General features: G+C 64.2%; 20 protein-coding genes. 11 read left to right on the top strand and 9 right to left on the bottom strand.

Annotation, left to right across the window (positions count from 1 at the left end):
- Positions 1–298: 298 nt before the first annotated feature.
- Positions 299–541, top strand: coding sequence for a hypothetical protein (locus AC57B1_RS08330; RefSeq protein WP_496417211.1), 243 nt, complete (start codon positions 299–301; stop codon positions 539–541).
- Between the two features lie 51 nt (positions 542–592).
- On the opposite strand, the gene AC57B1_RS08335 is transcribed toward AC57B1_RS08330, so the two are convergent.
- The 3 genes from AC57B1_RS08335 to AC57B1_RS08345 all read right to left on the bottom strand — a co-directional run bounded on the left by AC57B1_RS08335 (position 593) and on the right by AC57B1_RS08345 (position 1,494).
- Positions 593–841 (bottom strand): hypothetical protein, encoded by a 249-nt coding sequence (locus AC57B1_RS08335; protein WP_091800458.1) that lies wholly within the window; start codon positions 839–841, stop codon positions 593–595.
- 78 nt (positions 842–919) lie between these two features.
- Positions 920–1,309, bottom strand: coding sequence for a hypothetical protein (locus tag AC57B1_RS08340; protein ID WP_408187846.1), 390 nt, complete (start codon positions 1,307–1,309; stop codon positions 920–922).
- A gap of 53 nt (positions 1,310–1,362) precedes the next feature.
- Positions 1,363–1,494 (bottom strand): hypothetical protein, encoded by a 132-nt coding sequence (locus tag AC57B1_RS08345; RefSeq protein WP_286161937.1) that lies wholly within the window; start codon positions 1,492–1,494, stop codon positions 1,363–1,365.
- Between the two features lie 614 nt (positions 1,495–2,108).
- On the opposite strand from AC57B1_RS08345, the gene AC57B1_RS08350 reads away from it, so the two are divergent.
- Together AC57B1_RS08350 and AC57B1_RS08355 are read left to right on the top strand one after the other, a co-directional pair.
- A complete protein-coding gene (locus AC57B1_RS08350; RefSeq protein WP_496417212.1) occupies positions 2,109–2,921 on the top strand; it encodes a Crp/Fnr family transcriptional regulator in 813 nt (270 codons plus the stop codon).
- Positions 2,922–3,051: 130 nt separating this feature from the next.
- Entirely contained in the window at positions 3,052–3,984 is a 933-nt protein-coding gene (locus tag AC57B1_RS08355; protein ID WP_496417213.1) for a TauD/TfdA dioxygenase family protein, read from the top strand.
- A gap of 56 nt (positions 3,985–4,040) precedes the next feature.
- Here the strand turns inward: AC57B1_RS08355 and kdgR are convergent, their stop codons facing one another.
- The 3 genes from kdgR to kduI all read right to left on the bottom strand — a co-directional run bounded on the left by kdgR (position 4,041) and on the right by kduI (position 6,727).
- Positions 4,041–4,928, bottom strand: a complete 888-nt coding sequence (kdgR, locus tag AC57B1_RS08360) for a DNA-binding transcriptional regulator KdgR (protein ID WP_496417214.1) — start codon at positions 4,926–4,928, stop codon at positions 4,041–4,043.
- A gap of 91 nt (positions 4,929–5,019) precedes the next feature.
- The gene (kduD, locus tag AC57B1_RS08365; protein WP_496417215.1) at positions 5,020–5,790 is read right to left on the bottom strand and encodes a 2-dehydro-3-deoxy-D-gluconate 5-dehydrogenase KduD; all 771 of its coding nucleotides are present in this window, start codon (positions 5,788–5,790) and stop codon (positions 5,020–5,022) included.
- 100 nt (positions 5,791–5,890) lie between these two features.
- Entirely contained in the window at positions 5,891–6,727 is an 837-nt protein-coding gene (gene kduI / locus AC57B1_RS08370; RefSeq protein WP_496417216.1) for a 5-dehydro-4-deoxy-D-glucuronate isomerase, read from the bottom strand.
- Positions 6,728–7,030: 303 nt separating this feature from the next.
- On the opposite strand from kduI, the gene kdgT reads away from it, so the two are divergent.
- Positions 7,031–8,047 carry a 2-keto-3-deoxygluconate transporter gene (gene kdgT, locus AC57B1_RS08375; protein WP_408298116.1) on the top strand — a complete coding sequence of 339 codons (1,017 nt, stop codon included), beginning with the start codon at positions 7,031–7,033 and terminating at the stop codon, positions 8,045–8,047.
- A gap of 220 nt (positions 8,048–8,267) precedes the next feature.
- Here kdgT and AC57B1_RS08380 read toward each other — a convergent pair whose 3' ends face one another.
- The gene (locus AC57B1_RS08380; RefSeq protein ID WP_408298114.1) at positions 8,268–9,713 is read right to left on the bottom strand and encodes an NAD-dependent succinate-semialdehyde dehydrogenase; all 1,446 of its coding nucleotides are present in this window, start codon (positions 9,711–9,713) and stop codon (positions 8,268–8,270) included.
- 446 nt (positions 9,714–10,159) lie between these two features.
- Here AC57B1_RS08380 and AC57B1_RS08385 point away from each other — a divergent pair, with 446 nt between their 5' ends.
- The 4 genes from AC57B1_RS08385 to AC57B1_RS08400 all read left to right on the top strand — a co-directional run bounded on the left by AC57B1_RS08385 (position 10,160) and on the right by AC57B1_RS08400 (position 14,216).
- Entirely contained in the window at positions 10,160–10,363 is a 204-nt protein-coding gene (locus AC57B1_RS08385; RefSeq protein WP_007181784.1) for a cold-shock protein, read from the top strand.
- Positions 10,364–10,538: 175 nt separating this feature from the next.
- Positions 10,539–11,960: a hopanoid biosynthesis associated radical SAM protein HpnJ gene (gene hpnJ, locus AC57B1_RS08390; protein WP_496417217.1), complete on the top strand. Its 1,422-nt coding sequence runs from the start codon at positions 10,539–10,541 to the stop codon at positions 11,958–11,960.
- A complete protein-coding gene (gene hpnI, locus AC57B1_RS08395) occupies positions 11,957–13,117 on the top strand; it encodes a bacteriohopanetetrol glucosamine biosynthesis glycosyltransferase HpnI (RefSeq protein WP_408350920.1) in 1,161 nt (386 codons plus the stop codon). Before hpnJ ends, hpnI (AC57B1_RS08395) begins: the two co-directional genes overlap by 4 nt.
- A 103-nt stretch (positions 13,118–13,220) precedes the next feature.
- A complete protein-coding gene (locus AC57B1_RS08400; RefSeq protein ID WP_408481585.1) occupies positions 13,221–14,216 on the top strand; it encodes a flippase-like domain-containing protein in 996 nt (331 codons plus the stop codon).
- A gap of 96 nt (positions 14,217–14,312) precedes the next feature.
- On the opposite strand, the gene AC57B1_RS08405 is transcribed toward AC57B1_RS08400, so the two are convergent.
- Together AC57B1_RS08405 and AC57B1_RS08410 are read right to left on the bottom strand one after the other, a co-directional pair.
- Positions 14,313–15,716 (bottom strand): ATP-binding protein, encoded by a 1,404-nt coding sequence (locus AC57B1_RS08405; protein ID WP_496417218.1) that lies wholly within the window; start codon positions 15,714–15,716, stop codon positions 14,313–14,315.
- Positions 15,713–16,372 (bottom strand): response regulator, encoded by a 660-nt coding sequence (locus AC57B1_RS08410; RefSeq protein WP_091793845.1) that lies wholly within the window; start codon positions 16,370–16,372, stop codon positions 15,713–15,715. Before AC57B1_RS08410 ends, AC57B1_RS08405 begins: the two co-directional genes overlap by 4 nt.
- Before the next feature lie 324 nt (positions 16,373–16,696).
- Here AC57B1_RS08410 and AC57B1_RS08415 point away from each other — a divergent pair, with 324 nt between their 5' ends.
- Genes AC57B1_RS08415 through hpnK form a run of 3 tightly spaced genes read left to right on the top strand, consistent with a single transcriptional unit; the run spans position 16,697 to position 19,148 of the window.
- Positions 16,697–17,047, top strand: a complete 351-nt coding sequence (locus AC57B1_RS08415) for a hypothetical protein (protein WP_408350927.1) — start codon at positions 16,697–16,699, stop codon at positions 17,045–17,047.
- Positions 17,048–17,059: 12 nt separating this feature from the next.
- On the top strand, positions 17,060–18,334 hold the full coding sequence (gene hpnI, locus AC57B1_RS08420) for a bacteriohopanetetrol glucosamine biosynthesis glycosyltransferase HpnI (RefSeq protein WP_496417219.1): 1,275 nt from the start codon (positions 17,060–17,062) through the stop codon (positions 18,332–18,334).
- Positions 18,324–19,148: a hopanoid biosynthesis-associated protein HpnK gene (hpnK, locus tag AC57B1_RS08425; RefSeq protein WP_408350933.1), complete on the top strand. Its 825-nt coding sequence runs from the start codon at positions 18,324–18,326 to the stop codon at positions 19,146–19,148. The genes hpnI (AC57B1_RS08420) and hpnK overlap by 11 nt, the downstream gene beginning before the upstream one ends.
- The last annotated feature ends 18 nt before the right edge of the window (positions 19,149–19,166 follow it).

Consider the following 19,166-nt stretch of genomic DNA (forward strand, 5'->3'; position numbering starts at 1 on the left):
CTGAAGCGACCGAGCCTGCGTGGTATAGCGCTCTGAATGACTGCTGCGCCGCAAAACAGGCACTGTGCGCGTCGTGCAGAACAGTCCCCACGTCCGAATAGAGAAAGCAGCGTTTTTCCAACAAATGCCTTTAGAAAACACCGGCTGCCCAACCGTTTTTCAATTGTAGTGGCAGTAGCAACAGTGAATTCAGGATTGTCGGATTTATCCCGCCGCGCCGGGCACCTACACTGTATTCACCGCTGCAACAACAGCCCCATCCGCAGCGCGTAGAAAGACAATCTCTGGAGGTGGTTTCATGAAGTCGCTCATTCAAGCTGTTGCTATCGCCGTTGTTCTTGCCGCGCCGGTAGCATCGTTCGCCCAGTCGTCCAATGACGCCGCGTCGCAAGCCGTGCAAGCGCAGGCCTCGGGCCAGCAACAATCGGCTCAAACGGACAACAGCGGTTATGGCACAGGCAGCCATGGCACGTGGCAAGCGGGCTATGGTAACGACACGACGGTGAGTTCGTATTCGCCGCCGATCCGCAACATTCGTTAAGCAAACAACGAAGCGCGCGGCGAACAGATCGCCGCGCGGGCGGATTGTTTTTTATGGCGCGCGCAACAGGGTCATTTCGTTGTGCAGCAGCGCCAGCAGATCATCATTACTAGGCCGCGTGCCCCAGTGCCGCGCGCCCGCCACTGACGCAATCGCGATCCACGAGTGAGGTGGAAACCATTCGCGCAGCAGTGTGCCATCCTGACGCAAACACAATTGGCCGGTCTGCTCGCTGTATTCGGCGCAGATCAGCGTGTCGTTGATTTGCGCGGTGACTCGGAGTGGATCGCTGCGTAGCACAATGTTGCTCCCGCGGATTAGGTGGCGCGAATGCGTGCGCGGCACGGTCGCGTCATCAACGCGACCGTGCCGCGTGCATCAATGATCGCCGTGACCGTGACCGTAGCCGCGATCATCGCCATGGCCATGCCAGCCGTTATCGTGACCGCGCCAGTCGCCGTGCGGACCACGCGCCTCGTGCCATTCGCGTCCGTCGCGGTGACGCTCTTCCCACTCGCGCCGCTCCCAGTAGCGGTGGCCGTCGTAATAGCGCTCGCCGTACCAGCCCGGACTCACCACGACCACCGGCGGAGCCGGCGCGTAAACCGGCGGCGGGGGCGGGGCATACACGGGTTCGGGCGCGTAAGCGACCCCGGGAATGCCGATGTTCACACCCACATCGACGTGGGCCAGCGCGACTGACGATGCGCCGATTCCGAGTCCCGCAACGATCGCCATGGACAGCCAGCGGTTTCGTGATTTGTTCATGTTGTATTTCCCGCTTCTACGATAGTGAGTGGAAAGTCTTGTGTGGCTCGCGCTCAATAGCGGTCGCGATCGTGATAGCGATAATGGTCATGATCGTGGTAACCGCCCTCGGGGACGACGATGCAACCGCTCAATGCACCGCCGAGCGTGACGGCGAGAATGGCCAGCGCGAAAATTCTTTTCATGACGTTGCTCCTGTTTCCTTGTGACCCGAACTCTACTGACCGGCCGTATTTCCGGTGTGTTTGTGTGTAACAGGACGTGTCGATAGGCGCGTGTGCCGACAACGCGTGTACCGCGTAAGGGGCGCACGCCAGAGCCTGGTGAGAAGAGGGCGGATTATGCGGCGATCGGCGCGCAAGCCATTGAACGCACTGCAAATACAGCGTGATGGTCGACCCTTGCGCAAAGCGCTGCGGGCCGATCGGCGTGTGGATCGGCAGCACCCGGTCTCGTGGCGGGCAGGATTACCGCATCCATGCCGTACGGATACATTCAGTTGCAGACTAAGTCGCTGACCGGCGCTGTTGGCCGATTGAATCGCTCCGGTCGATTGATGATCCGCCGAAACATTGCGCGTGAGTGTCAGGACGTGGACAGTCGCCATTGGCGCCCGGCATGCGTAGCGACACGATTACGTCGATATCGACGCGGTGACGTCCGCGCGCGAACCTGGAACGTCGCGCGTGATAAGCACATGAAAAACAAGTCTTTTACGCGCGTCGCCAAGACTGGTTAGATCACGGGATCGACTGTCCGTGGGTCGATTCTGTTCAATCGCATTTCTTGCCGGTCAGCCGTGAGCACACTTACCGAAGCGTTCACGCCGGATGCCGCGGCGCTCGCCGCGCGCCGGATGCCCTCGCGTGCTGCGCCATTGGAGTGGTCGCAGCGCGACGGCCGCAAGCTCGACGCCGATCTGCGCGAGGCGATCCACGCGGCCTTCACCGCGAACCCGTGCCTGAAGAGTTGGCCTGCCCACGCGATCGACGCGCTGTGCGACGCCGGCCACCTTCGCACGTGGACCAACGGCGAGTTGATTTTCGCGCGCGACGAGCCGTGCGACGACATTCAGGTCGTACTGTCCGGCGCGATCGAAATGAGCTGGACCAACGCGGCCGGCGTCCGCGCGGTGGCGGTGTATATGTGGCCGAACGAGGTCATCAATTTCATTCCGGTTCTGGACCGGCGCGGTTCGATGCATGATCAGCGCGCGCACGGTTCGACCACGCTGTTCCACATTCCCGGTCAAGCGCTGTTCGATCTGTTCGCCCGCGAGCCGGTGCTGTTGCGTAACGTGCTGGATCTGATCTGCCTGCGCAGCCGCGCACTGCACGGCCGCATGAGCAGGACTGCGCTGGCGGGTTTTCGCGCGCGCATGGCGGACCAGTTGCTCGCGCTCGCCGAATGGCATGGCAGACAAACGGAGCGGGGCGTCGAGTTGACGATCAGACTCTCACAGGAGGATCTCGCGGCCTTGCTTGCCGCGTCACGGCAGAGCGTCAACAAGGAACTGCGCTGGCTGGTGCGCAACGGTATCGTCGACGTGCGTTATAGCCGCCTGACCGTGATCGACATGAAGGCGCTGCGCGAACTGAGCGAGGCCGCGTGAGAAGACTGATAACGATATAAAAAGCGCTTCTATCAAGTGTCCAAAGCGCGATAGATTCGCGGCGCCCACCCTGTCGATAATGACTCGTCGATTCAGACCTGTCCTGTCCTCAAACCGGGAGTTGCATCACATGTCGAACCTCAGTCTCGCGACGTCCAACGCACTGGACATTCATCCCGTCACTGGCCGCATCGGCGCGGAAGTTCGCGGCGTACGGCTGTCCGGCCAGCTCGAGCCCGCAACGCTCGAAGCCATTCGCGCGGCGTTGCTGCGTCACAAGGTGATCTTTTTCCGCGGCCAGACGCACTTGCAGGACGCCGACCAGGAAGCGTTCGCCAAGCTGCTCGGCGAGCCGGTTTCGCATCCCACGGTGCCGGTGGTGGACGGCACGGACTATCTGCTCGAACTCGACTCGCATCGCGGCGGCCGCGCGAATTCATGGCATACGGATGTGACCTTCGTCGATGCCTATCCGCAAGCGTCGATCCTGCGCGGCGTGACGATTCCGGAAGTGGGCGGCGACACGGTATGGGCCAACACGGCCACCGCCTATGATGATCTGCCGCCGCCACTCAAGGCGCTCGCCGAACAATTGTGGGCCGTGCACAGCAACGAATACGACTATGCGAACCATGCGAACGTCGGCGAGCGCGGGCGCGATACCGAGGCGTTGAAACGTTACCGCGAGGCGTTCGTGTCCACGCGCTACGAGACCGAGCATCCGGTCGTGCGCGTGCATCCGGAATCCGGCGAAAAGACCTTGATTCTCGGGCACTTCGTGAAGAGTTTCGTGGGCCTCACGCCGAGTGCGTCGGCGCATGTGCTCGAACTGCTGCAAGGCTACGTGACGCGGCTGGAGAACATCGTGCGCTGGCGCTGGCAGACCGGCGACGTGGCGATCTGGGACAACCGCGCGACCCAGCACTACGCGGTCAACGACTATGGCGACGCACACCGGGTGGTGCGGCGCGTCACGCTGAAGGGCGATGTGCCGGTCAGCGTCGACGGCCGCCGCAGCTTCACGCGCAGTGTCGAACCGAAACCGGCGGCGAAGGCGGCCTGAGGGTCGCGCTCACCGCGATCGCTCGCGAGTGGTTTCGTTCAGCGCGTATGGCGCCGCTATTCAGTGGCAAGGTGCGCCGGCGCGGTTGTTTCCCGATAGCCGAGCCGCGTCGAGATCGCGAGGCCCGACTTCCTGAGCAGCGCGACGTAGTGCGACTTGGTGTCGGCGCCGCAACGCATGGTCGGAAATGAAATGGACAAACCGGCGATCACGCGGCCGAAGCGGTCGAACACCGGCACGGCGAGACACTGCAGGCCTTCTTCCTGTTCCTCGTTATCCTCGCCGTAACCCTGCTCGCGCACGCGCGGCAGAATGCTGAGCACGGCTTCGGCGGAGGCAAGCGTCTTTTGCGTCGACTTGCGGAATTCGACGTGGGAAAGCACTTCGCGCGCGTCGGCAGGTTCCATCCACGCGAGCAGCACCTTGCCGATCGCCGTGCTATGCAGCGGATTGCGCCGGCCGATGCGCGATTGCATGCGCAGCCCGTAATCGGCGTCGATCTTGTGAATGTAGATGATGGCGTCTTCGTCGAAAGCACCCAAGTGCACCGCCTCGCGCGTCGCCGCGCCGATGCGGCGCATCTCGACGTCGGCCTCGCGGACCAGATCGACGCTTTCCAACGCCTTCGCGCCGAGTTCGAACAGACGGATGGTCAGCCGGTAGCGCTCGGTTTCCACTTCCTGCGTCACGTAGCCGAGCGACTTCAACGTCTGGATCACGCGATGCACGGTGGTCTTCGACATGCCGAGCCGCTGCGACAGTTCGCTAATGCCGATGTGTCCGCTGTCGCCGATCGCGCCGAGAATCGCGAAGACCCGGCCGATCGACGAGGCCGATTCGCCCTTGTCGCAAACCATGCCGCCCATGCCGCCGAAGTCGGCGTTCTCCGCGTCCTGTGCGTGGGCGGGGGCGTCGTCCTTGCGCTGTTTGCCTGTTGCTGCCATTGCCTTCTTCCCTGTCTATGCGTTGCCGCGCCGCCAACGCGCGTGTCGGCGACGCGCCGAGAGCATACCGCGTCCCGCGCGCGCTGCCGAGTCAACGCGCGAGCCAGCCGCCGTCCACCGCCAGTGTATGTCCGTGCACATAGTCCGAAGCGGATGAGGCGAGGAACACGACCGGGCCCGCCAGGTCGTCCGGGGTGCCCCAACGGGCGGCCGGAATGCGGCCGAGAATCTCGTCGTTGCGCTGCGCATCGTCGCGCAAGGCCGCCGTGTTCGCAGTCGCCATGTAGCCTGGCGCGATCGCATTCACATTGATGCCTTGCGCCGCCCATTCGTTCGCGAGGAGCCGCGTGAGCCCGAGCACGCCGCTTTTCGATGCCGTATAGGAGGCCACCCGTATGCCGCCCTGAAACGACAGCATCGACGCGACATTGATGATCTTGCCGCCGCTTCGCTGCTTGACGAACTGCCGCGCGGCGGCCTGCGAGAGAAAGAACAGGCTCTTCAGATTGACGTCCACGACCGCGTCCCAGTCGGCTTCGGTGAAATCGAGCGCGTTCTCGCGGCGGATGAGGCCCGCGTTGTTTACCAGCACGTCGATGCGGCCGAAAGCCTCGAGCGCGGCGCGCACGATGTCCTCGACCGGCGCGATCGAGCCGAGATCGGCGCGCACGTCCGCGAAGCGTCGGCCGGTTGCGGCCACGCGCGCGGGCGTGTCGCCGGCGTCGGCCCGGCTCACGCCGACAATGTCGCAGCCGGCGTTTGCCAGCGCGAGCGCCATGGCCGCGCCAAGGCCCGTGTTGCTGCCGGTGACGATGGCGACGCGGCCGGTGAGATCAAAGGTGTTCACGGTATTCATGCCCATGTCGTGCGCCGGGAGTTCCTGGCGCGAGAGAAGCAGTGAAGCGAGCAGCAAAGCGAGCAGTTGAAAATCGGGCGAAGAAAGCGACGAAGAAAGCGGCCCGTCAACGCAAGTCCCCAACGGCGATGTGATCCATGTCGCTGAACACCTGGTTTTCTCCGACCATGCCCCAGATGAACGTGTACGCCTGCGTGCCGACGCCGGAGTGAATCGACCAGCTCGGCGAAATCACCGCCTGCTCGTTGTGCACGAGAATGTGCCGCGTCTCGTTCGGCTCGCCCATCATGTGAAAGACGGCGGCGTCGGCGGCGACGTTGAAATAGAAATACACCTCCATGCGGCGTTCATGCGTATGGCACGGCATGGTGTTCCACAGGCTGCCCGGTTCGAGCTTCGTCATGCCCATGGACAGCTGGCAGGTGGGCAGCACTTCGGGAACGATGAACTTGTAGATGGTGCGGCGGTTGCTCGTGGCGGGGTCGCCGAGCGTTTGCGGCGAGGCTTGCGCCAGCGTTATCGTGCGGGTCGGATACGACGTGTGCGCGGGGGCGCAGTTCAGGTAGAACTTCGCGGGGCGCGTGGTGTCGTCGCTGCCGAAGGCGACGGCCTGCGCGCCTTTGCCGATGTAGATCGCCTCTTCATTGCGCACCGTATGGCGCGTGCCGTCCACATCGACCCAGCCGTCGCCGCCGATGTTGATCGCGCCGAGTTCGCGCCGCTCCAGCAGATAACTCACGCCGATCGCCTTGCCGAGCGAGCCGGGCACTTCGACCGCGCGCGCCACCGGCGACACGCCGCCGACGATGATCCGGTCGATATGGCTATAGGTGAGTTTCAACGCATCGCGCTCGAACACCTGATCGACCAGAAACGCCTGGCGTAGCCCTGCGGTGTCGAGCGTCTTCGCGTATTCGCTGTTGATGGCCTGTCTCACTTCCATGGAGCTTTCTCCGCTCGGTTGGCGCGCCTTGCCGTCTCTCCAGGCAGGCGCCGTTCTGGGTTCGACTGTAGCGCAGAAATGCAGTCGCGGAACAGTGGTCCGAAAATAGTGCAATGCGTCACCATGACTGGCAAGGGTTTCAGAAGACGCGCGGGTAAACGATAAACGCAAATTTCAGTAGAAACGGAACGGCGTTCCTAAGGCGGTGCTATATTGCGCCGAAAGGGAGCAGCCCGGCCTAAGAACGGGACATTACCCCGGGTGATCCACCCGATAACTGGACGCAAAGTCCACGGAGGAGGCATGAAGCTCAAGAAGGCCATCGACCGCATTCCTGGCGGCCTGATGCTGGTGCCGTTGCTGCTCGGCGCCTGCGTCCACACGTTTGCGCCGGGCGCGGGCAAGTACTTCGGGTCGTTCACCAATGGGTTGATTACCGGCACCGTGCCGATTCTGGCGGTGTGGTTCTTCTGCATGGGCGCGACCATCGATCTGCGGGCGACCGGCACCGTACTGCGTAAATCCGGCACGCTGCTGGTGACGAAAATGATCGTGGCGTGGATCGCGACGATCGTCGCCTCGCACTTCATTCCGATCGACGGCGTCAAGGCGGGGCTCTTCGCCGGACTTTCGGTGCTGGCGATCACGACCTCGATGGACATGACCAACGGCGGTCTCTACGCGGCCGTGATGCAGCAATACGGAACCCGGGAAGAGGCGGGCGCGTTCGTGCTGATGTCGGTGGAATCCGGGCCGCTCGTCAGCATGATCATTCTCGGCGCGACCGGCGTGGCGTTCTTCGAACCGCGCCTGTTCGTCGGCGCGGTGCTGCCGTTTCTGATCGGCTTTGTGCTGGGTAATCTGGATGGCGAATTGCGCGAATTCTTCGGCCGTTGCGTGCATCCGCTGATTCCGTTTTTCGGCTTTGCGCTCGGTAACGGCATCGACCTCGGCGTGATTGCGAAAAGCGGCGTGCCGGGAATCGTGCTGGGTCTGGGCGTGATCGTGGTGACCGGTATTCCGCTGATTCTCGCGGACCGCTGGATCGCCGGCGGCAATGGAGCGGCGGGGCTGGCGGCTTCGTCGACGGCGGGGGCCGCGGTGGCCAATCCGGCGATCATCGGCGAGATGATTCCGAGCTTCAAGCCGCTGGTGCCTGCCGCAACCGCGATGGTGGCGACGGCCTGTCTCGTGACGGCGATTCTGGTGCCGATCCTCACGGCGCTGTGGGTGCGCCGGCATCATGCGCGCGACGCGTTGCGCGAGGAGTTCGCGGCGGCAAGCGCACCGCCGCTCAACGAGCGTGACGTGCATGTGTAGGGCGGGGTGAAGCCGGCTCGCTTGCGTTCCTGATAGACGTAAGCGGGGTCAGGCGTCAGCGGGTCGCGCGATTGCTCTGTGGTTGCTTGCGCTGGCGGGTAGTGGCTGCCGGTTCGCCCGTGCTCATGACAAAAAAAGGTCCGCGAGCGACGGCTCACGGACCCGGTGCAGTGTAACGAAGCGTTGGCGGAAGGCGGCGACAACGCCGCCTGCGCGAACCTTAGACCGCCATCACAGATACGGCCTTGGTGACCAGGTAGCCTTCCATTGCTTCAGGGCCGCCTTCTGAACCGTAGCCCGAATCCTTCACGCCGCCGAACGGCATTTCCGGCGACGGCGTAGCCGGCTGGTTGATCCACAGCATGCCGACTTCCAGTTGCTGCGACAGCAGATGCACATTGGCGAATGACTTGGTGAACGCGTAGCCGGCGAGACCGTACGGCAGACGGTTGGCTTCGGCGATCGCTTCTTCCAGTGTGTCGAAGCCGCGGATCGCGGCGATCGGGCCGAACGGCTCGTTGTTGAACACGTCGGCTTCGAGCGACACGTTGGTCAGCACGGTCGGTGCGAAGAAGTTGCCTTCCGAGCCCACGCGCTCGCCGCCCGTTTCCACCTTGGCGCCGGTTTTGCGGGCGTCGTCGAGCACCTTGCTCATTGCCGTCAGACGGCGCGCGTTGGCGAGCGGCCCGAGAGTCGTGCCCTCGGCAAGCCCGTCGCCCAGCTTGAGACCTTCAGCGTGCTTGACGAGCGCCGCGGCGAATTCCTCGCGGATGCTGTTGTGCACGAGAAAGCGTGTGGGCGAGATGCATACCTGACCGGCATTGCGGAACTTCGCACCGCCCGCGGCCTTCACGGCGAGCGCCACGTCGGCGTCTTCGGCCACGATGACCGGCGCGTGACCGCCCAATTCCATCGTCGCGCGCTTCATGTGCGCGCCGGCCAGCGCCGCCAGTTGCTTGCCGACCGGCGTCGAGCCGGTGAACGTGACCTTGCGGATCACCGGATGCGGAATCAGATAGCTGGAGATTTCAGCCGGGTCGCCGAACACCAGGCCGACCGTACCCGCCGGCACGCCGGCTTCGACGAAGGCCTGCAGCAGCGCCGCCGGCGACGCCGGGGTTTCTTCCGGCGCCTTGACGAGGAACGAGCAGCCGCACGCGAGTGCCGCGCTCAGCTTGCGCACCACCTGGTTGACCGGGAAATTCCACGGCGTGAACGCCGCCACCGGGCCGATCGGCTCCTTGAGCACGAGTTGCTGCGCCGCGAGGTTGCGCGACGGCACGATGCGGCCGTAAACACGGCGGCCTTCGTCGGCGAACCATTCGATGATGTCCGCTGCCGCCAGCACTTCGACGCGCGCTTCGGCGAACGGCTTGCCCTGTTCCTGCGTCATCAGGCGGCCGATGTCCGACGCTCGCTCGCGCACCAGCGCGGCGGCGCGGCGCATGGTGTTGGCGCGCTCGTTGGCCGGCACTTTGCGCCAGGCTTCGAAGCCGCGCTGCGCGGCGGCCAGCGCCCGGTCCAGATCGGCAATGCCGGCGTGCGCCACTTTGCCGATGGCCTGGCCGGTGGCCGGGTTGATGACGTCGAGGGTCTTGCCGCTGGCGGCGTCGCACCACTCGCCGTTGATCAGAAGTCGGGTATCGGTATAGCTCGAAATGGCCATGCTGGGGTTCCTGTATAGGGGAAGACGACAGGCCGCGCGCGCGTCAAACATGGGGCTGAATCTGCGCGGGTCCTGGATGGACTGCCGATACCAATCATCTTATCTGATTGTGCAAAATCGCACCGACGGCCGGCCCGGCCGCGCCGCGCGGCACGCGTCTTGCGGCGCGGCTGGCGCGACAGCGGGAAACTGCCCAAAGCGGTGCCGCGCAAAGAAGCGTAGAGTCGAACAGCAGTGGCAGGAACCGGCGCGGACCCGCGGCCGTGGATGGTGCTGGAGGCCGGCTCGGGCAGGCAAAAGCAGAGAAAAGCAGGGAAAAAGCCGGCTCGAGCAGGCGAAAGCAGTACGCAAGGCGGTACGCGAAGCAGCGCGTTAGGCAACGTTCGCAGCGGCGAGCGAAACCCGGCGAGTGCGGCCCAATCAACCCAGATGCACGAGGAATCGACATGCCAACCGGTACAGTGAAATGGTTCAATGACGCGAAAGGCTTTGGCTTCATCACCCCCGACGACGGCGGTGAAGATCTGTTCGCTCACTTCTCGGAGATTCGTTCCGAGGGTTTCAAGTCCTTGCAGGAAAATCAGAAGGTCAGCTTTGAGATCAAGCAGGGACCGAAGGGCAAGCAGGCGGCGGATATCAAGCCGGTCTGAACTGAAAGGCCGGTTCGCGCGTGACAGGCGCGCGGCCGGCCGGTATTTTCCTTAAGGTTTCCTTCAGCTTTGCTCCGTAGTATTTGCGCGATTACCCGCCGCCCGGCGGGCAAAATTTCTGATTTTTTGTCGTTACTGAACAGAAAGCGCCGATACAAGGCTTGCTGGAGCATCCATGAAAACCCTGTTCTTGCAGGCGCCGTCGTACGACGGCTTCGATGGTGGCGCGGGTTCGCGCTATCAGGCCAAACGCGAAGTCCGCTCGTTCTGGTATCCGACGTGGCTTGCGCAGCCCGCGGCACTCGTGCCCGACAGCCGCGTGCTCGATGCCCCGGCAGACGGTCTGTCGGTGGATCAAACGCTCGACATTGCGCAGCAATACGATCTGGTGGTGATCCACACCAGCACGCCGTCCTTTCCCACCGACGCCCTGTTCGCCGAAGACCTGAAGAAGCGCAAGCCGTCCGTACTGATCGGCATGGTGGGCGCGAAGGTCGCCGTCGATCCTCACAATTCGCTGGTTGCCACCGAGGCGATCGATTTCCTCTGCCGCGAAGAATTCGACTTCACCTGTCAGGAAGTGGCCGAAGGCAAACCGTTCTCGCAGATCAAGGGCCTCAGCTATCGTGCCGCCGACGGTTCGATCGAGCACAACGAAGCGCGCCCGATCCTCGAAAACATGGACGAGCTGCCGTTCGTGGCGCCCATCTACAAGCGCGATCTGAAGATCGACAACTACTTCATCGGCTATCTGAAGCATCCGTACGTGTCGATTTACACGGGCCGCGGCTGCCGCTCGAAGTGCACGTTCTGCTTGTGGCCGCAAACCGTGGGCGGCCATCGCTACCGCACGCGCTCGGTCGAGAACGTGCTGGCCGAAGTGAAGTGGATTCGCGACAACATGCCCGAAGTGAAGGAGATCATGTTCGACGACGACACGTTCACCGACTTCAAGCCGCGCGTCGAGGAAATCGCCCGCGGTCTTGGGAAACTGGGCGTGACGTGGTCGTGCAACGCGAAGGCGAACGTGCCTTACTCGACGCTGAAGATCATGAAGGAAAACGGCCTGCGCCTGCTGCTGGTCGGCTACGAATCCGGCGACGACCAGATTCTGCTGAACATCAAGAAGGGTCTGCGCACGGATATCGCGCGCCGTTTCAGCGACGATTGCCGCAAGCTCGGCATCAAGATTCACGGCACTTTCATTCTCGGTCTGCCCGGCGAGACGCAGGACACGATCCAGAAGACGATCGAATACGCCAAGGAGATCAATCCGCACACGATCCAGGTGTCGCTCGCCGCGCCGTATCCCGGCACCAGGCTCTACAACGAGGCCGTTGAAAACGGCTGGCTCGAAGAGAACAAGGTGATCAACCTCGTCAGCAAGTCGGGCGTGCAACTCGCGGCGATCGGCTATCCGCATCTATCGCGTGACGAGATCTACCATCAGCTCGAACGCTTCTATAAGCATTTCTATTTCCGGCCGTCGAAGATCTGGGAAATATTGCGCGAGATGCTGACGAGCTGGGACATGATGAAGCGACGCTTGCGTGAAGGCGTCGAATTCTTCCGTTTCCTGCGCGCCCGCCAGGCGTGAGCGCCGCGCATCTGGCCGCCGTCACGCTCGCCTGCGCGTGCGCGGCGGGCGCGGTCCTCGGCATCGGCTACACCGCGCTCGCCGGTGTGCTGATCGGACGGTTCTTCAAACGCGCGGTGTCCGAGCCGACCGACTTCGTGCCGGTCACCATCGTGAAACCGCTGCACGGCAACGAGTGGGCGCTGCTCGACAATCTCTCGAGCTTCTGCCGGCAGAACTATCCGGGGCCCGTGCAGTTTCTGTTCGGCGTGCACGACTGCGCCGATCCCGCGCTGCAAGCCGTCGACGAATTGCGGCGCCTGCATCCCGAAGCGGACATCACCGTAGTGGCCGATGCGCGCCTCTATGGGCCGAACCGCAAGATCAGCAACATCCTCAATATGCTGCCGCAAGCGCGGCACGACGTGCTTGTCTTCGCCGACAGCGACGTGAGCGTCGGAGCGGACTATCTGCGCCACGTGATCGGCGAACTGCAGAAGCCCGGCGTGGGGCTCGTCACCTGCGCGTATCGCGGACAGCCCGATCCCGGTTTCTGGCCGCGCCTGTCGGCCAAGGCGACCAACTATCAGTTCCTGCCGGGCGTCGTGACGGGCCTCGCGCTCGGGCTCGCGCGTCCGTGCTTCGGCCAGACGATCGCGATGCGGCGCGATACGCTCGACAACATCGGCGGCCTGACGCCGTTCGTGCGGCATCTGGCGGAAGATCACGCAATTGGTGAAGCGGTGCGGCTGACCGGCGAGAAGGTGGTGATTCCGCCGTTCACCATCTCGCATGCCTGTGTCGAAGCGAGCGCGGCACAGCTGATCGAGCACGAGTTGCGCTGGAGCCGCACGATCCGCCGCATCGATCCGCTCGGCCATCTCGGCTCGGCACTGGTTCATCCGTTCGCGTTCGCATTGCTCGCGGTTATCTTCTCGGCGGGCGGCTGGTGGGCTTGGTCGCTCGCGCTGGCCGCCGTCGGCGCGCGGCTCGCCCTGAAGCTGCTGTCCGATCGCGCGTTGAAGCAGGCGCATCGTGACCTGTGGCTGCTGCCAATATGGGATATCGTATCGTTTGCGATTTTCGTCGCGAGCTTCTGGTCGTCGCGCGTGATCTGGCGAGGCTTCAGCTTCAAGGTGGACGGCGACGGCCTGTTGTCGGCGGCGCAGGACGAATGACGGACGAAGGGCAGCCTGGATCGGCAATGATGAGTCGTATTTTCGAAGCAGCTTTCAAACGCGAAGCAACGCGCCAGAAGCGCGCGTACGAGGTGGGCGCGTGATGAAACACCTCGGCCGCGTCGCCGCGCTAGTTGGCCTGCTGGTCTCGCTCTGGCTCGTCTGGCAGGATAATCCCGCCGCCGTGCTCGGCGCGCTGCGCGCGGCCGGCGTGGGACTGCTGCTGGCTGCGCTCGCCCACGTGCTGCCGATGCTCGCCAATGCGTGCGACTGGCGTTCGCTGATTCGCGGCGCGAACCGTCCGGGCGTGTTCCAGATGCTGCACCTCGTGTGGGTGCGCGAATCGGTCAACAGCATGCTGCCGGTGGCGCGCATCGGCGGCGAAGTAGTGTCGTTTCGCATGCTCAGGCGTTGGGGCGTGCGGCCGTCCACGGCGGTGGGCAGCATCATCGTCGACATGCAACTCACGGTGATCAGCCAGTTGCTCTTCACGATGGTCGGCATCGGCTTCCTGTTCGCGCACGCGCATTCCGACACGCTGCGGCTCGCCGGACAACTGGCATGGGGCGTGGTGGTGCTCACGCCGCTCCTCGTGCTGTTCTCGCTCGTGCAGCACGCCAGTCCGTTCGAGCGCATCACGCGCACACTCAATCATATGACGAGCGGCAAGCTCGCCGCACTGGTCGGGCAGTCGGCGCAGATCGATCAGGCCATCAAGCTGATCTGGCGCAGGCGTGGCGTGGTGCTGCGTTATCTGTTCTTCTGGCAACCGTTGCAGTGTTTCCTCACCTCGCTGGAAATCTGGCTCGCGCTGTACTTTCTCGGCGTGCACGTCACGCTCGTCGAAGCGGTGGTGATCGAATCGCTGATCCAGGCGATCAGCAGCGCGGCCTTCTTCGTGCCGGGCGGGCTCGGCGTGCAGGAGGGCGGCTTCATTCTGATCGGCGGCGCGCTTGGCCTCGATCCCTCCACCTGTCTCGCGCTGGCCGGCGCACGGCGCATTCGCGACCTCGTGATGTTCGTGCCGGGGCTGATTGCGTGGCAGTTCGCGGAGTCGTCGAATCGGGCGCCGCAGCGAGCCTTCGAGCGCGCACCTTAGCGAGACGAACGGACAGGGCACGCGGACGTCGTGGCGCGTATAGCGAGCAACTGCGGGTGAGGGGAGGGCGCGCCGTCAGTTCGCGTCGCGATCTTCTCAGCTCACCTGAGCGTAGGCGGGAAACGACACCTCGACCGTGAGGCCCCGTTCGCCAATGCCCGCACCCAGACGCAGGCTCGCGCCGAAGTGCTCCGCGATTCGCGCGACGATCGACAGTCCCAGCCCGCTGCCGGTGGCCTGATTGCCGGTGGCGCGAAAGAAACGATTCGTCAGACGGTCGAGATCGTCGGGCGCGACGCCGGGGCCGTCGTCGCGTACGCTCACCTGCACGCGGTCTTCGGCGTGCTGCACCGCCACTTCGATGCTGCCGCCGGCGCGGCCGTACTTGATCGCGTTATCGAGCAGATTGTCGAGCAGGATGCCGATCAGCACGGGCTCCGCGTTGATCTCGGCGCGCATGTCGCCCTTTAGCATGACGTGAATGTTTTTCTGCTGGGCGTTGCGCTCGTTGGCGAGCAGCGCGTCTTTTGCCACCACGGCGGGTTTGAGCGGCGCTGTCGACATGGTTTCGTGCGCGTCCAGACGCGCGAGCAGCAGCAATTGCTCCGCGAGCCGCGCGCTGCGATCGACGCCTTGCACCACGCGTTCCATTGCCAGCCGTTGCCGCGCTTCGTCCGTTTCGGCCAGTGCGACCTGTGCCTGCACCTTGATCGCGGCCAGCGGCGTTTTCAGTTCATGAGAGGCGTCGGCGGTGAACGCGCGCTCGCGCTCCAGCGAGTGCAGCAAACGCGAGAGCAGCAGATTGATCGCATCGACGAGCGGTCGCACCTCGGTCGGCGCGCGGCCGATATCGACCGGTTCCAGCCGGTTCACGCCACGCGTACGGATCGCCCCCGAGAGCACCCGCAGCGGCGCGAGGCTCCAGCCGATGCTGAACCACACCAGCACCGCCAGCACCGGCAGCGCGATCAACGTGGGGCGGGCGATGCGGCTCGCGACACCGCTCACCAGGTCGCTGCGCGTGTTGGCCGGTTCGAAGACGCGCACAGTGTGCCCGAGCAGCGTGTCGCGCAAGGTGAACGAGTGATACATCTGGCCGCTGAGCGTGATGTCCTGCGCGCCGCTCGCAGCCGGCACCGGTAGATCCCATGCGTTGAGCGCGCGCAATTGCGGGCTGCCCGCCAGCACCTCGCCGTTCGCGCCGCGCACCTGAAAGAGGGCGTCGCGCGGCAGCGAATCGTCGTCGTCGCTGTCGTTGGCGCCGGGCTCACCGCCTCTTTCTTCTTCGCGCACGTCGATGCGGGCGTTGGCGAGCGTGGTCAGATTGCGCTCATCGAGCAGCGCGAGAATCTGCGCGAGTTCGGCGAGCCGCGCCCCTTCCCATTCGCTCACTTCGCGTACGGCCTGGCGATAGCTGGACACGAGCGCAATGCCCCACATCAGCACGATGCTCGCGAGAACCAGCAGCACGAGCCGCCGACGGATCGACGCGCCCATCATTCTTTCTCCACCACGTAGCCGATATTGCGCACCGTCTTGATCAGCTTCGCGCCGAGCTTCTTGCGCAGATTGGACACGTGCACCTCGATCGCGTTGCTCTCGATTTCTTCCTGCCAGCCATACAGGCTTTCTTCAAGACGCGAGCGCGACTGCGGTATGCCCTGGTTGGTCAGCAACTGCATCAGGATGGCCCATTCGCGCGAGGTGAGCGGCACGCGTTTCGCGCCCACTTCGACGGTTTGAGCGGCCGGATTGACCGTCAGGTCCTGATAGCGGATCTGCTCGACGCTGCGGCCTTGCGCACGGCGCAGCAGAGCCCGGCAGCGCGCGATCAGCTCGGTCAGGTCGAAAGGCTTGCCCACGTAGTCGTCGGCACCCGCTTCGAGGCCATCGACCCGATCGACCACCGTGCCGCGCGCGGTCAGGACCAGCACCGGCACGTGCTTGCCCGAATCGCGCAGCCGTTTGAGCAGATCCATGCCCGATACGCGCGGTAACCCGAGATCGAGCACCACCAGCGCGTACGCGGTGGTGTCGAGCGCGAGACCGGCCTTGTGGCCGTCGCGGGCCCAGTCGACGGTGAAGCCGGCTTGGCGCAGTCCTGCTTCGACACCGCAGCCGATCAGATCGTCGTCTTCTACGAGGAGTACGCGCATGGGTCCATTCGTTCCATTCGATGTTTTTTGCATGGCGGCCGGCAGGTCAGGTGTCGAACCGCAGCCCGAAGTTTAACCATGCTGTTCATAACACGCTTTATACGCCTTCTTCCTTAAGGTTTCCTTCAGCTTGAATCGCTACTATCGGCCATCAACAGATCCTTGCCGCGGCGCCATTGCAAGCACGCGGTCTCGCGTCTGTTGCAACGTCTTTGCAGTTCAATCGTAGGCATCTCGATGGAATGGACGGTCGGCCGTTTTTCGGACCGACGGGTCGCGCCGAGGCAAGGCGCCAGGCATTTCGTCAGGCAACGAGACCGAGTCATGAAGCCAGTCACCGTCGATATGCTGCGCGCCCACCTGCTGGTGGCTTCGCTTACGGCCATGGGCGCGGAGTTGCTCGTGTGCCTCGGGCTGCTGGTGTGGCCGGTTTCGGAGCACGCCTTTGGTTCCATGCCGTTCCGGCTTTTGGCCGTGGCGGTGATTGTCAGCGGTGTGATCGTCACGCGCCAGTTCGCGCACGCCGCCTTCGACTTCGCTCTGCAGGGTCATTACGCCACAGGCGCCGGCCGGCCCGCACGGTCTGTCGCGGTCGCCTCGAACTGTCCACGGCGCTGGCTCGTGATTCTTCATCTGCGCCTGACCGGCAGACCGTTCGTGCTCGCCGAGCATTGACGGAATGGGACGATGGCGGCGCACGCATTAACAGCATGCCAATGGGTTCTGCTCGGCGGATGCGTCGGCGCTTCGCTGTACGCGCTGCTGGCGGCGGTTGCGATGCCGTTTTATGCCTCTCGCCGGCACGTAGCGGGTAGTCCTGCTCAAGGCGCTTCGCGCAACGCGCATCCGGTGTATCCCTTCAAACATGTCGGTGTCAGCGTGCTCAAGCCGCTGTGCGGCGCCGAGCCACGGCTCTATGAAAATCTGCGGACCTTCTGCGAGCAGCGCCATGGATACTTCCAGCTGGTGCTCGGCGTGTCCTCGCCCGACGACCCGGCCATTGCCGTGGTCCGCCGGCTTCAGGCGGCCTATCCATTGCACGACATCGAACTCGCGATCGATACGCGCGTGCACGGCAGCAATCTCAAGGTCAGCAATCTGATCAACATGGCGGAGCGGGCCCGCCATGAGGTGATCGTGATCGCCGATAGCGACATTGCCGTCGAAGACCATTATCTCGACAGCGTGGCCGCGCCGCTCGCGGATCCGCGCGTGGGCGTGGTCACGTGTCTTTACGTGGCCCAAGGTGTCGGCGGTTTCTGGCCGCGCGTGGGCGCGCTCTTCATCAACGAATGGTTCGCGCCGTCGGTGCGTGTCGCGCACGCGGCCGGTTCGCGCAGTTTCGGCTTCGGAGCGACACTCGCTTTGCGGCGCGCGACGCTCGAGCGCATCGGCGGTTTCGAGGTGCTGAAAAACTGTCTCGCGGACGATTACTGGCTGGCCGAACACGTGCGCGCCCTCGGGCTGCAAACCGTACTCTCGCGCGTGATCGTGGCCACCGATGTGATCGAGCCGACGTTCTCCGCGCTGTGGCAGCGCGAAACGCGCTGGCTGCGCACGATCCGCTCGGTGAACCCGCTCGGCTTCGCGTTCCTCTTCATCACCTTTCCCACGCCCTGGCTGCTGACCGGCGCGTGGCTCACCGCCAGCCTTGCTGCGAATACGTCCCATGCGGCCCACGTGTGGGCCGAACTCACGTGCGCAACCAGCACGACGATCGGCCTCGCTGCCCGTCTGCTGTTGCATTGGCGCTCCGCGCGTCATGGGCATACTTTCTGGCGTGATCTGCCGCTCGTGCCCTTGCGCGATGCCTTGCTGGCGTTGCAGTGGCTGGCGGGCGCGTTCGGCTCGCACGTGGTGTGGCGCGGTGCGCGCGTGCCCGTCGAGACTTCCACGTCGAGGGCGGCGCGCGGCGGCGCGATGAACGTGATGGATGTCGCGGAGGCGTCCGATGGTCGCTAAGCCGCGCGGACTCATCGTGACCGCCGACGATTTCGGACTGCACGCGCGCGTGAACGAGGCGGTCGAGCGCGCGCATCGCGACGGCGTGCTGAGCGCCGCGAGCCTGATGGTCGGCGCGCCGGCCGCCGGCGACGCGGTGGCGCGCGCGCGTGCGTTGCCGCAACTGCGGGTCGGTCTGCATCTGGTGCTGGCTGACGGCGTCGCGAGCGCGCCGCGCGAGCGGATTGCGGCTTTGGTCGACGAACATGGCCGCTTTGGCAGCAACATGGCGTGGGACGGCGTGAGGTTCTTTTTCTTGCCGCACGTGCGCAAGCAGCTTGCACGGGAAATTCGCGCGCAGTTCGAGGCCTTCGCGAACACCGGTCTGACGCTCGATCATGTCAACACCCACAAACACTTTCATTTGCACCCGACGGTGCTCGGGCTGATTCTGGACATCGGCCGCGAATACGGAATGAAGGCCATGCGCTTGCCGTTCGAAGCGAATGCGCCGCTATGGTTGCGGCCGTGGATCGCGCGGGTCGAGGCGCGTCTGGATCGCGCGGGCATCGCGCATAACGATTATGTGGTTGGGATCGCGAATAGTGGGCGGATGGACGAGGTGGCGTGGCTTGCGGCGCTCGCCGATCTGCCGCATGGGGTGGGGGAGATTTATTGCCATCCGGCGGTGGCGGGCGAGCGGGCGTTGAGCGACGGCATGCGCGATTACCGGCACGAGGCGGAATTGCAGGCGCTGTTGTCGGCGAAGGTCGCCATGGCGATTCGCGCGGCGGGAGTGCGGGTCGGCGGGTTTGCAGATGTGCTGGCCGGGTAGTTTTGCGGTCGGCGCCGG

The organism is Paraburkholderia sp. BGA-UO-ETr-F21 (assembly GCF_059567925.1).

Bases quoted from the DNA above. Each gene is read 5' to 3' on its own strand.
- AC57B1_RS08330 (WP_496417211.1), top strand. From the start codon at position 299: ATGAAGTCGCTCATTCAAGCTGTTGCTATCGCCGTTGTTCTTGCCGCG.
- AC57B1_RS08340 (WP_408187846.1), bottom strand. From the start codon at position 1,309: ATGAACAAATCACGAAACCGCTGGCTGTCCATGGCGATCGTTGCGGGA.
- AC57B1_RS08345 (WP_286161937.1), bottom strand. From the start codon at position 1,494: ATGAAAAGAATTTTCGCGCTGGCCATTCTCGCCGTCACGCTCGGCGGT.
- AC57B1_RS08355 (WP_496417213.1), top strand. From the start codon at position 3,052: ATGTCGAACCTCAGTCTCGCGACGTCCAACGCACTGGACATTCATCCC.
- kdgR (WP_496417214.1), bottom strand. From the start codon at position 4,928: ATGGCAGCAACAGGCAAACAGCGCAAGGACGACGCCCCCGCCCACGCA.
- kduD (WP_496417215.1), bottom strand. From the start codon at position 5,790: ATGGGCATGAATACCGTGAACACCTTTGATCTCACCGGCCGCGTCGCC.
- kduI (WP_496417216.1), bottom strand. From the start codon at position 6,727: ATGGAAGTGAGACAGGCCATCAACAGCGAATACGCGAAGACGCTCGAC.
- kdgT (WP_408298116.1), top strand. From the start codon at position 7,031: ATGAAGCTCAAGAAGGCCATCGACCGCATTCCTGGCGGCCTGATGCTG.
- AC57B1_RS08380 (WP_408298114.1), bottom strand. From the start codon at position 9,713: ATGGCCATTTCGAGCTATACCGATACCCGACTTCTGATCAACGGCGAG.
- AC57B1_RS08385 (WP_007181784.1), top strand. From the start codon at position 10,160: ATGCCAACCGGTACAGTGAAATGGTTCAATGACGCGAAAGGCTTTGGC.
- hpnJ (WP_496417217.1), top strand. From the start codon at position 10,539: ATGAAAACCCTGTTCTTGCAGGCGCCGTCGTACGACGGCTTCGATGGT.
- AC57B1_RS08400 (WP_408481585.1), top strand. From the start codon at position 13,221: ATGAAACACCTCGGCCGCGTCGCCGCGCTAGTTGGCCTGCTGGTCTCG.
- AC57B1_RS08405 (WP_496417218.1), bottom strand. From the start codon at position 15,716: ATGATGGGCGCGTCGATCCGTCGGCGGCTCGTGCTGCTGGTTCTCGCG.
- AC57B1_RS08410 (WP_091793845.1), bottom strand. From the start codon at position 16,372: ATGCGCGTACTCCTCGTAGAAGACGACGATCTGATCGGCTGCGGTGTC.
- AC57B1_RS08415 (WP_408350927.1), top strand. From the start codon at position 16,697: ATGAAGCCAGTCACCGTCGATATGCTGCGCGCCCACCTGCTGGTGGCT.
- hpnI (WP_496417219.1), top strand. From the start codon at position 17,060: ATGGCGGCGCACGCATTAACAGCATGCCAATGGGTTCTGCTCGGCGGA.
- hpnK (WP_408350933.1), top strand. From the start codon at position 18,324: ATGGTCGCTAAGCCGCGCGGACTCATCGTGACCGCCGACGATTTCGGA.